This is a genomic window from Flagellimonas sp. 389 (assembly GCF_018449435.1).
In the GTDB taxonomy this organism is placed as follows: Bacteria; Bacteroidota; Bacteroidia; order Flavobacteriales; family Flavobacteriaceae; genus Flagellimonas.
In genome coordinates this window covers 1-14479 of sequence record NZ_JAHCMU010000005.1, presented here as the reverse complement: position 1 = coordinate 14479, position 14479 = coordinate 1, and the positions used below count along the sequence as shown (strand labels likewise).

Sequence of the window (14479 nt, the reverse complement as noted above, 5' to 3'; positions counted from 1 at the left end):
TTAATGGTTTTTATGTAACAAATCCCGTAATTGAGCTACCTATAAGTATCATCAATCAAAATCAAACCAATGAGTTTCTGGAGAGTTTTATTAGCCATTATTTTCCCACCCTTGTCAGTCATCGGAAAAGGTTGTGGTTCTTTTGTTATTGTATTACTTTTAACCCTTTGCGGTTGGGTTCCCGGCATTATCGGAGCTCTTGTCATACTTAATAACACGAACTAAATACAATCACATGAAAAAAATCCAAATTCTAGGTTGGGCCATAACTATTGCCCTAGTTTCGTCATGCAATTTTACGGAGGAAATCCATCTTAAAGAAGATGGGTCTGGAAAGTTGTCCATTAATTTTGATGGGTCGGAACTTATGGAAATGGCAGGGGAAGAAATGATGAAGAGCAAAGAAAAAGCTGTAGATTCCACATTTTCGTTCAAGGATTTTTTAAAGGAAAAAAGAGATAGCATAGCAACATTATCCCCCGAAGAACAAGCAAAACTGAAAAAACTGGAACCTTTTAGTATGCACATGGTCATGAATGCTGAGGAAAAGTTGATGAAGTTTGATTTATTCAGTGAGTTCAAGGATGTAAGCGAGGTAAATGATGCCTTCAACGCCTTTCAGGGTGCAAGTGCACTTGGACCTAACCCTGGACAAGAAAAAACTTCTCCCATGGGTGGGCAGGAAGCTACTACCGAGGTAAACTATACATTTTCGAAGAACACTTTTTCGCGAAAGGCCAAAATTATAGATGAGGAGCTTTTTCAAAAAAGTGTGGATAGTCTTCAAAGTGCCGAAATGTTTTTATCGGGTTCTACCTACACGTTAAAATACCATTTTCCACGAAAAGTAAAATCTACAAATGTGGAAAGTGCTACTTTCAGTGCAGATGGGAAGACCATGTTTTACGAAGTTGGCTTTATGGACCTCATGAAAGACCCTTCGGTTTTGGATGTAGAGGTCGAGTTAGAAAACTAGTTTACAGATAAAGGTCTTTGTATCTTTGCAAGATGAATAAGAACGTAATTCTTCGGGATTTAGGATTTAAGGATTACAAAGAAACTTGGGATTATCAAGAAGAACTGTTTCAAAACATAGTAGACCTTAAGATTAAGAACAGAAGAACGGGGACACAAGATGAGACTCCAAATCACTTCCTTTTTGTGGAGCACCCGCATGTATATACGCTTGGTAAAAGTGGAGATATGTCCAATTTGCTTATTGATGAAGAGCAATTAAAAGAAAAAGGCGCTACTTTTTATAAAATCAATAGGGGAGGGGACATTACATATCATGGTCCCGGACAAATAGTAGGATACCCCATTCTGGATTTAGATAATTTCTTCACCGATATCCACAAGTATTTACGATTATTGGAAGAAATGGTTGTTTTGACCTTGGCTGAATATGGTCTAAAGGCGGAACGTTCTGAAGGAGAAACAGGGGTTTGGTTGGATGTTGGAACGCCATTTGCCCGAAAAATATGTGCTATGGGCGTACGTGCCAGTAGATGGGTCACCATGCACGGTTTTGCCTTGAACGTTAATGCGGATTTAGGATATTTTGATATGATGATACCCTGCGGAATAAAAGACAAGGCGGTCACATCCTTAAATGTGGAGTTGGGAATGCCTCAAGTTGATATGGAAGAAGTGCAACAAAAATTACTGCGTCACTTTGAAGTTCTTTTTGAAGCTAACCTCCTAAAAGAGAAAACCCCGGCGTAAACCGAGGTTTTCATATAGCTACACTTTTTAGGCTACTTGGAATATTTGATCAATTCCATTCTACTTAAGAGCTTTCCATTTTTACCGTAAGATTCTTGTTTTACCATTCCTACCCCTTCAGCCAACCATATTTTATTGTCCATTTCTTGGTTAGCCATCATTACTTTTGATTTTCCCTTCTCGGTAATAAGGAAACAATCAAAACTGCCAGCAGAGGTGGTAACGGATTCTTTTGCCTCGACCTTTCTATCCGTCATTTCAACATTGATTTTCATTTTCATACCGCCCATATCCATACTAACATTTACGTTCGAATCCTCTAAGGTCTGACCTACTGCAAGATTGTTCGGTATCTGCACGTCTGTTCCCGTGATATCCATTTCCATTCCCATATCCTTGTATTGTTGTTGTAATTGTGAAGGAAAAAGACTCTCATAATCGATTCGTACCCCATCACCCGTACAGGTAATGTTGTAATCTGATTCGAATACATTTTTGCCCTTATTGTCCTCGAATCTAAGTTGCATTGTTGCATAGGTCTCATCGCCCGAGGTACTAACTTTAGAAACCGTGTAATCCGTTGTGCCTTCAATCTTGTCTTTCTTATTGTAAATGGTATATTGGTACGATGTCCCTTCTTCCATAGGGTAGAACGTACTGCAATTGTTCTGAGCTATAAGGAAATAACAGCTACAAAACGCTAAAGCGCTTAAAATGGTCTTGATTCTCATGCTTTTTGGTTCAGGTTATTGTTTTATGAATTCTACGCGTCTGTTCTGTGCCTTTCCATCAACGGTATTGTTATCGCCAACGGGTTCAGATTCTCCTTTGCCTTCAAAAAGTAGTCTGTTCGAAGAAATTCCATAAACGGACACAAGTGCATTTTTAACGGCTTCTGCCCTTTTTCTGGATAGTGAGAGGTTGTTTTCATCTGAACCATCGGAATCGGTATGCCCCACTATTTTTAAGGTCATACCTTCCTCTTGTTGCAGCACTTGGGATACTTGTCGGATGATACCCATAGACTGCGGCTGGATATTTGCCGAACCAGATTCGAACAATATTCCGTTGGTAGAGATTTTTCCTTCGGATATTAACTTTCTTCTAAGGTCCATTCCACCTTCTGCTACTTTTAAATTTGAAATGAACAGGCGTTCTTTGCCATCTTTGAATCCCCTGGGCTCAAACTTTAATGTGGTTATCTTTCCTTCGGATACCAATCTTGGAACATCGATATATTTATTTTCATTCACCCAAAGCCTGAAGCGTTTTCCATTTACTGCTACGGATATATGGACTTTCTGTAAGACATCTTTTCTGATATCTGCAGTAACTGTATTGTTCACGGTGTTTTTGCCATCAATATTGTTCCAAATTCGTATGCCTATAGGAACGTATTGGCAAAATGGGAGATAGGCATAAATAGCGTTCCTGCCGTAACCGAATTTGTCGCTCTCATCCAAAATAAAGTGTAATATGGCCTGGGACGAAGTTTGTTTGTCGAGGCCATTGGCCAAAAGATCAAATTCTATAGTATAATCTTGCGGTAATGTGGGAACATCGGGAATATAGTATGAACTGGGTTTCATTTCGAACCATTTTCCATCCTCAGTGCTTATTTTTACAACCTCTCCACTGCCATCGGTATTCCATTTTGAAGGGAAATCGCCAATAAAGTCATTGGCAAAATCATCAAAAAACAGTTGCTTGTCCCCAGGAACAAAATCAAACTTGCTATATACCTCTATTGTTTTTGGCCCTCCACTGGAAGATTCTATTGATGTATTCGTTGAGTTTTGATTGTTGCCAGAGGTCGAAGTAGGGTTCTCTTGGTTATCCTGTGGTGTTCTAGGGGCTTTCTGATTTCCTGACCCATCGCCCAAAACACTGTCCAATGCTTGGTCGGTTTTTTTAGCGCTTTCTTGTTCTACCCGTCTTTCAACAGTTCGTTCAGCAGCTCTTTCGGCTTTTTTTGCCAGTTTTTTAAAAAATTGAGCATTTGCATTAAGGCATAACGTCATGGCAAAAGCCATAACGATTTTGCTTAAAAAGGAGGTTTTCATTTTTAAAAGTGTTTAGATATTTTGTTATCAAGGTATTGTAATTCCTAGAAAACTACAAAATTGGGTAATTAAAGCATCTTAAGATGTATATCTTGTTTTAATAAATGTACAAGTTGCAGTAAATGAACTCGCCTTGAGTTAAATGTTTGGAACCGAGATTTTTGGCTTTAGTGGTCTAATGAAAGCTTTTTTGAGCAGCATAGCCTTAGCTACGGTGGGAGAAAAAGATAAGATTAGACCATAAAATGTAAAAATAGCAGGTAAAAGATTAACTCAAGGCGAGTTCAATATGCGGTTAATTCATTCCATAGACAATGATAGAATTCTCCTGATCTTTAGCAACGATTTCCAGTTTCTTGTCATTGTCCATATCTGTTAAATCGATAAGGGAGCTTCCATAAACGGGAAAATTGGGAATGGACACTGCTTGGCTATCGAATAGGTATATTTTCTGGTTCTGGATATCGGTAACACCAACATAAATCTTATCGTAGATATAAAAGATTTTTGGTTTGGTGTATACGCCAAGTTCCAGTTCCACTTTTTTGCCCCTAATGCTCAAAACATTATCATCCATGAAAACCAACGTATTGCTTGTAGCATACATTCCATGGTCTTTGTTAAGATTAAAATCAGTACTGGTCAACTTTCCTTTGGTATCTATTTGATGGAGCACGCCCTTTTTATTGGTTATGGAAAACTTGTTTTTGTACAAAAAGGTCTCGTTATCGGAAAAATCTATTTTTTGAGATATTTTTAGGCGTTCCCCACCAGCTCGGTGCAGAATTTTGAGACTTTTATCTTCTAATTGAAAAACCAAATAATCTCTATTGGAAATCCTAAAATGTTTGGGAGCTTTGATTATAGGGCTTTGGGCTTTTGTATACGTAAAACCATCGACTATATTGGCTTTATTATTGTACATGAACACTTTTTCTCCTTGTGTAACCACAAATCTGTAATCCTTTTTTCCTTCATAGTCAAAGACAGCAAGTTCGTTTAAATTACCTCCTTCAAAAGTTTTGTTGAAAGGAGGAACGATTTCACCATTACGGTCTAGGATGAAGAATTGGTTACTTGTACAAAAGGCCAATTGCAAACGACCGTTTTTATAGATGTCCACTTGTTTAATGTCACCTTGAATCCTACCATCTAGTTGTTTTTTCCACAATACCTTTCCATCTGTGGAGATGAGATACAGAAAATTATTTTGGTCTTGTACTACAATTTCCTGTTTGTTGGTTCTGTGGTTTTTCACAAATTGAGGGATATTTGCCAAATCGGTTTCCAGTTCCAGCGTAAATAAAGGACTTACTGTTTTAGCAGCTTTGGTTTTTCCCACTTTGGAAGCCAGAAGATTAATGTGTGCAAAATTGTTGTCGGAAACCACTTGAGTTGCAAAAGAGTAGTTTTCAAACGAAGCTTTGTCGATGGCCTTGGCAATATCGGGATTCAAATCATTTTTGGCCAAGTCGTTAATTCCCGAATCGTTGGATACGAACAGTATTGTGGATTCGCTCGCCAATGTTGAAACTGCTGTCTTGTAGAACGGTGCATCATTAAAGGAAGACGAACTCTTATAGCTACTGATAACAGCTTGCATTGCTCCCTTTTCCTCGGCGAAGAGAAACGTATTTTCCAAGATTGCACAGAAATTGGATGTAAATCCAGGCAATAACGGATTAAACCCCTCTTCCAGAAAGCTGGTATTTCGTAATGCCATAATTTCGCTACCTTGATATGTAGAAGAAGATGTTTTATTTGTGCTTAGGAACTCGGAAAGACTTTCTGCCCCAAAAGAATTCAACAACACAATTTTTTTACCGCTCAAATAGATAATTCCAACTTCCTCTATGGTATTGAAAAGAGAATCTACACGTTTTGTCCTATCCAAATAGGTGTTTTGGTTCTTTGCAAAAACTTGATAATCATCAAAACTATAAGAAAGGATTGCCTTGGCATTCAGCGGAGCTATTAAAGGAGTCTTATTGGTCAAGGGCTTTGTGCCCTTAAACAGATTGATGAAGCTTTTTGTTGAATCTGAAGAAATTCCGATGCCATTAAGATGAATGTTATCGGAATTTGCGGAAAAATCCAATGACATCCAATCTGAGAAAGGAGGTTTTTTCTTGTCCTCTTCCTTTTTAAAAGTTGTAATAAAGGAAGAGGTTCCGTTTAAGTTGAGAAACACACTTGCCGATTTTTCTGGGCTGGAGGTCTCGTATAACTTTGTCAGAGTATCGTCAATGGTGTAGTCAAATCCAGCACGCACCATATTTTCAGCAAGCATTTTTGAAGAACTGAGTATGGTAAGGCCATTTTCTTCCGTTCCAAACACCTTGGAATCTTCAAAACTATATTCGATGATGGTTCTTCCTTCGTAGTTTAAGGTTTCGATAGTCTTATTGGCTACACCTTCCAAATTGAAGAGATTTTCACGCTTTTTTGAAATCAATACAAACTCATAATTTTCTTTTCCTATTTCATAGAAAGCAAGCACACAAGTCTCATCTGTTGTAACGTGGGTTAATTGATTCAATTTGTCCTTAATCTTTTCATGTATGGGAAAACCACTTGTTTCTTTTAAAAAGGTACTGTTTTTGAGTTCGCTTTTAAAGTTGGAAAGGTTATTGATTTTTAGAATTAATTGTGAATCGGAAGGGAGATAGCTCAATAAAGAATCTGAAGTTTTTACTTCGGTTTTACAGGAAATGAAAAATAGCGTTACTATAAGGAAGAGTAATTGGGGTTTCATTTTCAAAGTTTCAAACAAATTTAGGATTTTTAAATGTCCAATGTAAATTGTTCGGGAAGTTGCCTGAAGCTTTTTCTATGATATTTGGTCAATCCATACTTTCGTATAGCATCTCTATGCTCTTTTGTAGGATAGCCTTTATTTTTTTTCCAATTATACATTGGGTATTCCTCATGAATAGTGTTCATATATTTATCCCGATATGTTTTTGCTAATATAGATGCTGCTGCAATGCTCATAAACTTACTGTCCCCTTTAATAACACATTCATGTCCAACAGAGCGATATGGTTTAAAACGATTGCCATCTACTAAAATAAAGCTCGGGGTCTGTGAAAGTCCATCTATTGCTTTATGCATAGCGAGTATGGAAGCGTTCAAGATGTTTATCTTGTCTATTTCATCTTCAAAAACATGGGATACCGAAAAAGTAACGGCTTCTTTTTCTAAAACTGATTTTAAATAATCCCTTTTTATTGCGGATACTTGTTTCGAATCATTAAGAATATCGTTCACAAAGTCTTTTGGTAATATGATTGCACCTGCTGTGACAGGTCCGGCCAAGCACCCCCTACCAGCCTCATCAGTACCAGCTTCATTCTCGAATTTTAGTAAACTTTGGAGCATGATTTCTAGCGGTATTGCATTTTATTCATAAAAATTGATGTGTAATTAGGTAAAATGGTTAAAATGGTAACTTTTTTTCAAAGAAAATACCTACGAAAAAAAAATATCGTAATTTTTGGTACAATTTTAACATTTAACCCCTTCAACCCAATGTATTTTTTGGAATATTAAGTTTTTATTAAGATTTTTACCGCTGACTAATTCAAAAATTCAATTAAATGAGATCAAAGTTAACTTTGATGCTGACACCATTATTGGTGCTATGCATGAGTTTCTCTTTCGGACAAGAGAAAGCAATTACCGGTAACGTATCCGATGAAAACGGCTTGCCTCTTCCAGGTGTATCGGTTGTCGTGGTGGGTACAACTTCCGGTACACAAACCGATTTTGACGGTAACTACACAATTTCTGCAAGTGAGGGCCAGGTACTTCGTTTTACTTACTTGGGACAAAGGACCGTGAACAGAACGGTTGGTTCTTCTTCTAGTATCAATATTCAGATGGAGGAAGACGCTCAGGCTCTGGATGAAGTTGTCGTTGTGGGTTATGGTACTACAACCAAAAAATCGTTCGTCGGTACGGCAGCGGTTGTGGAAGCTGAAAATCTTGATGCAAAATCTAATCCGAATATTGCTCAGGCTTTAACTGGTGAGGTGGCTGGTTTATCAGTTGTCAATACCTCTGGACAGCCTGGTAATGCGTCTACGATTCGTATTCGTGGTTATGGGTCGGTCAATGGAAATAGAAATCCACTTTATGTTGTGGATGGTGTTCCATTTACAGTTCCACGTGTTCCTAATAGTGATATAGGTAACGATAACGATGAGCAAGACTTTGCAAATACAATAAGCCCGTTGAATTCCATAAACCCTCAAGACATTGCAAGTGTTACCGTTCTTAAGGATGCTACAGCAACTGCTATTTACGGGTCAAGAGGTGCTAATGGAGTTATTGTGATTACTACCAAAAAAGGTAGGTCGGGGGATGCAACTATTGAAGTTGACTTCAAAACTGGTTTTAATACACAGCTTATTCCCCGTTATGATGTGATACAGTCTCCAGAAGAATATATTGTATACGCTTGGGAGGGTTTGTTTGGTGAGGGGTTAGGTGACCCTAGTATTGATGATCCTCTAGCTTATGCCAATGCTAACCTTTTTGATGCTGGAGCTGGAATTGATCCTGGCTACAATTTATGGAATGTGAATTCAACATCTGAATTGATAGATCCAGATACTAGAGCAGTACGCCCTGGCGTAACTAGAAGGTATACACCAGAAAGATTTGCGGATTTAAGTTTTCAAGCTGCTATTAGAACGGAAGGAAATATTCGTATGAGCGGTGGAAACGAGAAAACGAGCTACTATGTGTCAGCTGGTTTTTTGGATGACAATGGATATGCGCTTAATACAGGTTTTGAACGTTATAATACGCGTTTAAACTTGACATCCCAAATTAAGGATTGGTTGAAAGTAGGGTCAAATATCACATATTCTTACTCTGAAAATCAGAATAATGGTCAAACGGTCGGTTCGGAGAATCTCTTTGAATTCGCCGATAAAAATCCACCTATATTTCCGGTATTTTTACGTGATAATGATTTCAACCTAGTTCCCGATCCAATTTTTGGAGGTTTCCAATATGATTTTGGTTCTCCATCGGGTTTCAGAAGTAGAAACAACGCAAACTTATTGAATCCGATTGCATCTGCTCGCTACGATTTTTTAGGAAGTACCAGGCATGATATTATAGGTAATTTCTCCGCGGAGATTCAAATTGCAGAAGGGTTGGTATTTGAAACGCGTTATGGATTACAATTCGCAAACGATATTCAAAAGAGCTATGGAAATCCATTTTATGGAACTGCAGTTCAACAGGGAGGAACATTGTTTCAGAGGGAGCAGCAGGACATAACGACTAACTTTTTACAATTGCTTCGTTATAATAAAAGCTTTGGAAACCATAATTTCGATGCATTGATAGCGCATGAGAGTAATGATTACAACCGCGACAGAAGCAGTGGTAATAAGCGAGATGTAGCAGTGCCAGGCTTATTAGAGTTGGATAACTTTGCGGTAACTCAAGGACAACCTGGGGGATTTAGTGAAGGTGCTACATTAGAGTCTTACTTTTCTCAGTTTAACTATAATTACAATGGTACGTACTTCTTTTCGGGTTCTGTGAGAACCGATGGTTCTTCAAGATTCCTTAATGATAAGTGGGGCGTTTTTTGGTCTTTAGGTGGTTCTTGGATAGCTAGTAATGAAAGCTTTTTGGAAAATAGCAACTTGTTTTCTTATTTAAAGCTAAAAGCGTCCTATGGGGTTTTGGGCGATCAGGAAGGTATCGATTTCTTCCAATCTTCAGATACTTTTAATGTAAATAATTTGAACGATGGTTTGTCTATCTCGGAAAGGCTTAATGGAAATCCAGATTTGACTTGGGAAGAATCGCAAATGTTTCAGACGGGTGTAGAACTTTCTTTGAATAGATTTGTTGATGTTAATGTCGATTACTATATAAAAAATACGGAGAATCTCTTCTTTAACAGAAGGGTAGGCTCTTCACAGGGGATATCTTCAATTACGGTTAATGATGGTGTTCTGCGAAATACAGGTCTGGAATTCAGCGTTATAGGGCACTTGATAAAAACAGAGAATGCAAGTTTGGATTTGACCATAAATGGTGAACATGTAAATAACGAGATTACTACCATGCCTATTGAGCCATCAACTGGTGAGCCTCGAATCATTGATACCTCCGCCCCATTTTTTGGGTATTCTCAAGGAAGATCTATATTCGATTTCTTCTTGAGAGAGTATGCTGGAGTTGATCCTGACACTGGTGTCAGTTTATGGAATCAGTACTTTAATGACGGTAATGGTAACGGAAGTTTAGATGATGGAGAGGAATCTATTGATAACTTGGCTCAATATTTAAATGATAATCCTGATGCAAATGTTGCTAGTCAAACAACTAGTGAGTTTGCACAGGCCACTCTTAAGTATGTTGATAAATCTGCTATTCCTACATTAAGAGGTGCATTTAGGTTGGCAGGTACCTACAAGAACTTTAGCCTTGCAGCACAATTTACATATCAGTTTGGTGGTTATGCATATGATGCTCAATATTCCGAACTAATGAATGACCGTTTTGGGATAGCGGCCAATAATTTTCATACAGACATACGTAGAAGGTGGCAACGACCAGGCGATATCACCGATGTGCCTCGTCTTTCTAATGGATTCGACCCACAACAGGGCGGTCAATCTACAAGATGGTTGATAAAGTCTGATTTTATAGCTCTGAACAACGTTCGATTAGGATATCAAGTGCCTTCACAGCTCTTAAGTAATACTGGTGTAAAGAATATTAATGTATGGGTTTCTGGAGACAACCTCTTTATTGGAAGTAAGCGAGATGGTTTCAACCCTACGACTTCTGAAACGGGTAATACAGGACGACGTTTATACGCGCCATTGAGTACAGTGACAATGGGTGTTAATGTTAAATTTTAAAAAAAATGAAAATGAAAAACAAGTTTCACATAAGTACGATCATAGCCGTGATTTTATTAACATTTGGCTGTGAAGATGACTTCTTAGATCGAGAGCCCTCTGAATTTATAACTCAGAACCAGATAAATGATGCAGCAGTCACCAACCCAGGTATAGTTGCTGGTACAATAGCAGGTATTTATTCTTTGATGATTCAGATAGAAACAGGCGGTACAACCGGGGATGATGATTTTGGACAGAAAGGGAACGATATATTTGGTGATATGTTGTCTGGTGATATGGCTTTGTCCCAAAGTGTGTTTGGATGGTATAGGGCAAGTATAACACAGTTTCAAGGTCCTCAGGATTTTACTTTTGCTGATAACAGACAGGTTTGGAGATATTATTTTCGGATTGTACGTTCTGCTAATTCTGCTATTAGTGCCCTTGGTGGTAGTGACGCTGTTCCAGAATTAGAAGATAATAGATTTCAGTTAGGTCAAGCATTGGCTATCAGAGCGCACTCTTATTTTTATTTGACCCAGTACTTTGCCAATGATTACAATCCTTCTGCGGAAATTTTACCACTCTATGATGATGTAGAGGATATAAATGGGCCAAAGGTTGCAACAAGTGTAATTTATGATTTAATGGAGAATGATTTGACTTCTGCCATTTCTTTGCTTGAAGGATTCGGTCGTAGTGCCAAAAATGAGATTAATCAAGACGTTGCACGAGGTTTATTAGCTTATGTCTTAGGATCCAAAAGAGATAGTTGGACTGAAGTTGCTTCACTTACAGGGGCAGTTATTGATGGTGGTGCCTTTCCTTTGATGACTGCTGAGGAAGTTGTTGGAGGATTTAATAATGTCAATACACCTGGATGGATGTGGGGTATTGATTTAACCTCTGAAATTGGTCTCAATCTAGTTTCATGGTGGGGACAAATGGATTCTTTTACGTTTAGTTATGCATGGGCAGGAGATTATAAGGCGATTGATCAAGATTTATATGATGCTATTCCCGCTGATGATGCGCGAAAAGCTCAATTTAATGATGATCCTGAAGATCGTTTTTTGCTTCCGCTTAATAAGTTTTATGACCCTAACAGAGTAATTGGTGGGCAGCGTTTTATTGAAACAGATTACATATACATGCGAGTTGCTGAAATGTATCTGTTAAATGCTGAAGCATTGGCAAAATCAGGTAACGAAGCAGGTGCACGTGAAAGATTAAAAGAGTTGTTGAATTTACGTATCCCCGATACTTCATATGTAGATGGTTTAGCAGGGCAAGATTTGTTGGATGAAATCTATTTGCAAACCAGAATAGAGCTATGGGGAGAAGGTAAGAGTTATTTGGCGATGAAAAGAAATCAGGCTACAATAGTTAGAGGTCCTAACCACTTGTCTTTTGTGGGTATTCCAATCGAGCATAACGATGAAAGATTAACTTTTGAAATACCACAATTGGAGATTCAAAATAATCCATTTATCAATACTCAGAATGAGTAGTAATTTTATATAATAATATTTTTAAAGAGCCGTCTATCAAGATGGCTCTTTATTTTTTGAAAGTTTTTGTTTTCAAAAACTTTCACATTTCTTTAAAAACAAAAAATATACCTTTGCCTTACCAATAACAGGTAATGAGATTTTTATATTTATTCCTTCTATTCTTAGTTGGTCCTTCCATTTTTGCACAACAAGATTCTTTGCCTCCCATCAAGAACACAGATTCAATAGCGCCACCTAAGCCCAAGACGCTAAATAGTAAAGAGGAAAAAAAGGTTGATTCCATTTCAATTTTAGATTACAAAATAATCTCATATGCAAGAGATACTACCTCTTTAGATACAACGTTAACCATCAAAAAAGAGTATAAATACAATTATCTCCGAAAAGATGATTTTGAATTAATGCCTTTTGCCAATATAGGTCAACCGTATAATGCTTTGGGAAGAATTTTTTCAAACAATTCATTTTATCCCCAATTAGGTGCATTGGCAAAGCATTGTAATTACATGGAGGTTGAGGACATTGCGTATTACAATGTTCCAACACCAATGACAGAACTTATGTTCAAGACGACTTTGGAGCAAGGTCAACTGTTGGATGCATTATTGGCATTCAATATCAATAAAAGATTCAATGCTTCAATTGCATATAAAGGATTCAGGTCTACCGGTAAATATCTTTTTAGTCAGACCCAATCAGGTAATTTTAGAACAACTGTTAATTATGCCACAAAGGATAATGTATATAACTTGCGAGGGCATATTACAATGCAGGACATTGAGGCGGAAGAAAATGGGGGATTAGAAAATCGTTCACAGTTTGAAGGTGGTACTCCGGACTTTCAGGATAGATTTAGAATAGATGTTTTATACACAAATGCGAATAATAGAGTTCTGGGAAGGCGTTATTATTTGGACCATCAACTAAGATTGTTCAATATAAAGAAAGATTCCTTGGATAATAATCCCACAAGTCTTTTAATAGGACATGAATTCAATTATGAGTCTAAATTATATCAGTTCACACAAACCGAACAAACAGATGCTTTTGGTCAAAATCCTTTTTCAGTGCCAATTGATGATAGGGCAAGATTAAAAACAATGTTCAATAAAGTGTCAGCAGAGTTTTCCAATAATATCTTAGGGAATTTAACAGGGAGTCTTAGCCTCTATAATTATAACTATTTCTTCAATAGTATATTGGTTACGGACTCTGGTACTATACCAAATCAACTTCAAGGAGAGGAAATAGCGGTAGGAGGTGAATATTTTAAAAGTTTTGGGCCTCTAAAATTAAGAGGTGATATAAATTATAATATTTCAGGAGTGCTTGGAGGTAATTCTTTCAATGCCTCTGTGGATTATGAATTAAATGAGCATAATTTGCTTTTTGGCTCCATTAATGTGTCTTCACGAATGCCCAATTTTAATTATTTGCTTTACCAAAGCGATTATGAAAACTTTAATTGGCAGAATGTGGATAATTTTGAAAAACAACAAATACAGAGTATAAGCTTTGGGTTTGATTCAAATCTATTTGGGAAAATACAAGCCGAATATAGTGCGATAGATAATCTTGCTTATTTTGAGTCTATAGCTACTCAAGAACAGTTTGATAATAATCAAGAAACAGCTTTTGTAAGGCCATTTCAAGAAAGTTCTACAATAAATCATTTGCGCGTAAAATATTTCAAGGAATTTAAGTGGAGAGGCTGGGCGCTTGCCAATACCATTTTATATCAAGATGTAACCCAAGACGAACAGATTCTTAATGTACCGCAGGTTGTAACCAGAAATACACTTTACTTTTCTACAGACGCATTTAAAAAAGCAATGTTTTTACAGACAGGAGTTACATTAAAATACTTTACATCCTATAATATGAATGCTTATAACCCTTTGTTGGGTGAGTTTTACATACAGAATAGAGAGGAGTTTGGTGGATTCCCTATGTTGGACTTTTTCATAAATGCCAAAGTTAGACAGACAAGGATTTATCTTAAAGCTGAACATTTCAATTCCTCGTTCTCAGAGCCTAATTTTTATGCTGCGCCCAACTATCCATATCGTGACTTCGTTATACGATTTGGACTGGTTTGGAATTTCTTTTCTTAAAGTTTTTGTAACATCAAAATAATTTAATGCTGAAAAACAGCATGTTATATTTTCATCATGTTTTTTTATTGAAAATTAAACGAAATCTACTTGCGGAGATAAAATAACCTTTCTATATTTGCACCCGCTTAGCTGATAAGGCAGGCGTTTGAGAGAGGGATTGTATAGTTCTTATGCGGGGT

10 protein-coding genes are annotated in these 14479 nt (G+C 37.3%); 6 read left to right on the top strand and 4 right to left on the bottom strand.

The genetic code is table 11. The features are described 5' to 3' along the window. The first annotated feature begins 69 nt into the window (after positions 1–69). The 3 genes from KIM67_RS05620 to lipB are packed head-to-tail and all read left to right on the top strand — an operon-like array spanning position 70 to position 1725. Entirely contained in the window at positions 70–225 is a 156-nt protein-coding gene (locus tag KIM67_RS05620) for a YqaE/Pmp3 family membrane protein (protein ID WP_082433465.1), read from the top strand. Positions 226–235: 10 nt separating this feature from the next. After that, positions 236–976 carry a hypothetical protein gene (locus KIM67_RS05615; protein WP_213830372.1) on the top strand — a complete coding sequence of 247 codons (741 nt, stop codon included), beginning with the start codon at positions 236–238 and terminating at the stop codon, positions 974–976. 32 nt (positions 977–1008) lie between these two features. Continuing rightward, positions 1009–1725, top strand: a complete 717-nt coding sequence (lipB, locus tag KIM67_RS05610) for a lipoyl(octanoyl) transferase LipB (RefSeq protein WP_213830371.1) — start codon at positions 1009–1011, stop codon at positions 1723–1725. A 32-nt stretch (positions 1726–1757) separates the two neighbouring features. On the opposite strand, the gene KIM67_RS05605 is transcribed toward lipB, so the two are convergent. The 4 genes from KIM67_RS05605 to KIM67_RS05590 all read right to left on the bottom strand — a co-directional run bounded on the left by KIM67_RS05605 (position 1758) and on the right by KIM67_RS05590 (position 7169). Beyond that, positions 1758–2456: a hypothetical protein gene (locus KIM67_RS05605; RefSeq protein WP_213830370.1), complete on the bottom strand. Its 699-nt coding sequence runs from the start codon at positions 2454–2456 to the stop codon at positions 1758–1760. Between the two features lie 15 nt (positions 2457–2471). Further along, a complete protein-coding gene (locus tag KIM67_RS05600) occupies positions 2472–3788 on the bottom strand; it encodes an OmpA family protein (RefSeq protein ID WP_213830369.1) in 1317 nt (438 codons plus the stop codon). Between the two features lie 295 nt (positions 3789–4083). After that, positions 4084–6543, bottom strand: coding sequence for a ribonuclease HII (locus KIM67_RS05595; RefSeq protein ID WP_213830368.1), 2460 nt, complete (start codon positions 6541–6543; stop codon positions 4084–4086). Between the two features lie 29 nt (positions 6544–6572). Further along, the gene (locus tag KIM67_RS05590; protein ID WP_213830367.1) at positions 6573–7169 is read right to left on the bottom strand and encodes a ribonuclease HII; all 597 of its coding nucleotides are present in this window, start codon (positions 7167–7169) and stop codon (positions 6573–6575) included. A gap of 218 nt (positions 7170–7387) precedes the next feature. Here KIM67_RS05590 and KIM67_RS05585 point away from each other — a divergent pair, with 218 nt between their 5' ends. From KIM67_RS05585 to KIM67_RS05575, 3 genes are all read left to right on the top strand, one after another. Beyond that, positions 7388–10687: a SusC/RagA family TonB-linked outer membrane protein gene (locus KIM67_RS05585; protein WP_213830366.1), complete on the top strand. Its 3300-nt coding sequence runs from the start codon at positions 7388–7390 to the stop codon at positions 10685–10687. A gap of 11 nt (positions 10688–10698) precedes the next feature. After that, the gene (locus tag KIM67_RS05580; protein WP_313788426.1) at positions 10699–12180 is read left to right on the top strand and encodes a RagB/SusD family nutrient uptake outer membrane protein; all 1482 of its coding nucleotides are present in this window, start codon (positions 10699–10701) and stop codon (positions 12178–12180) included. 134 nt (positions 12181–12314) lie between these two features. Next, on the top strand, positions 12315–14297 hold the full coding sequence (locus KIM67_RS05575; RefSeq protein WP_213830364.1) for a putative porin: 1983 nt from the start codon (positions 12315–12317) through the stop codon (positions 14295–14297). The last annotated feature ends 182 nt before the right edge of the window (positions 14298–14479 follow it).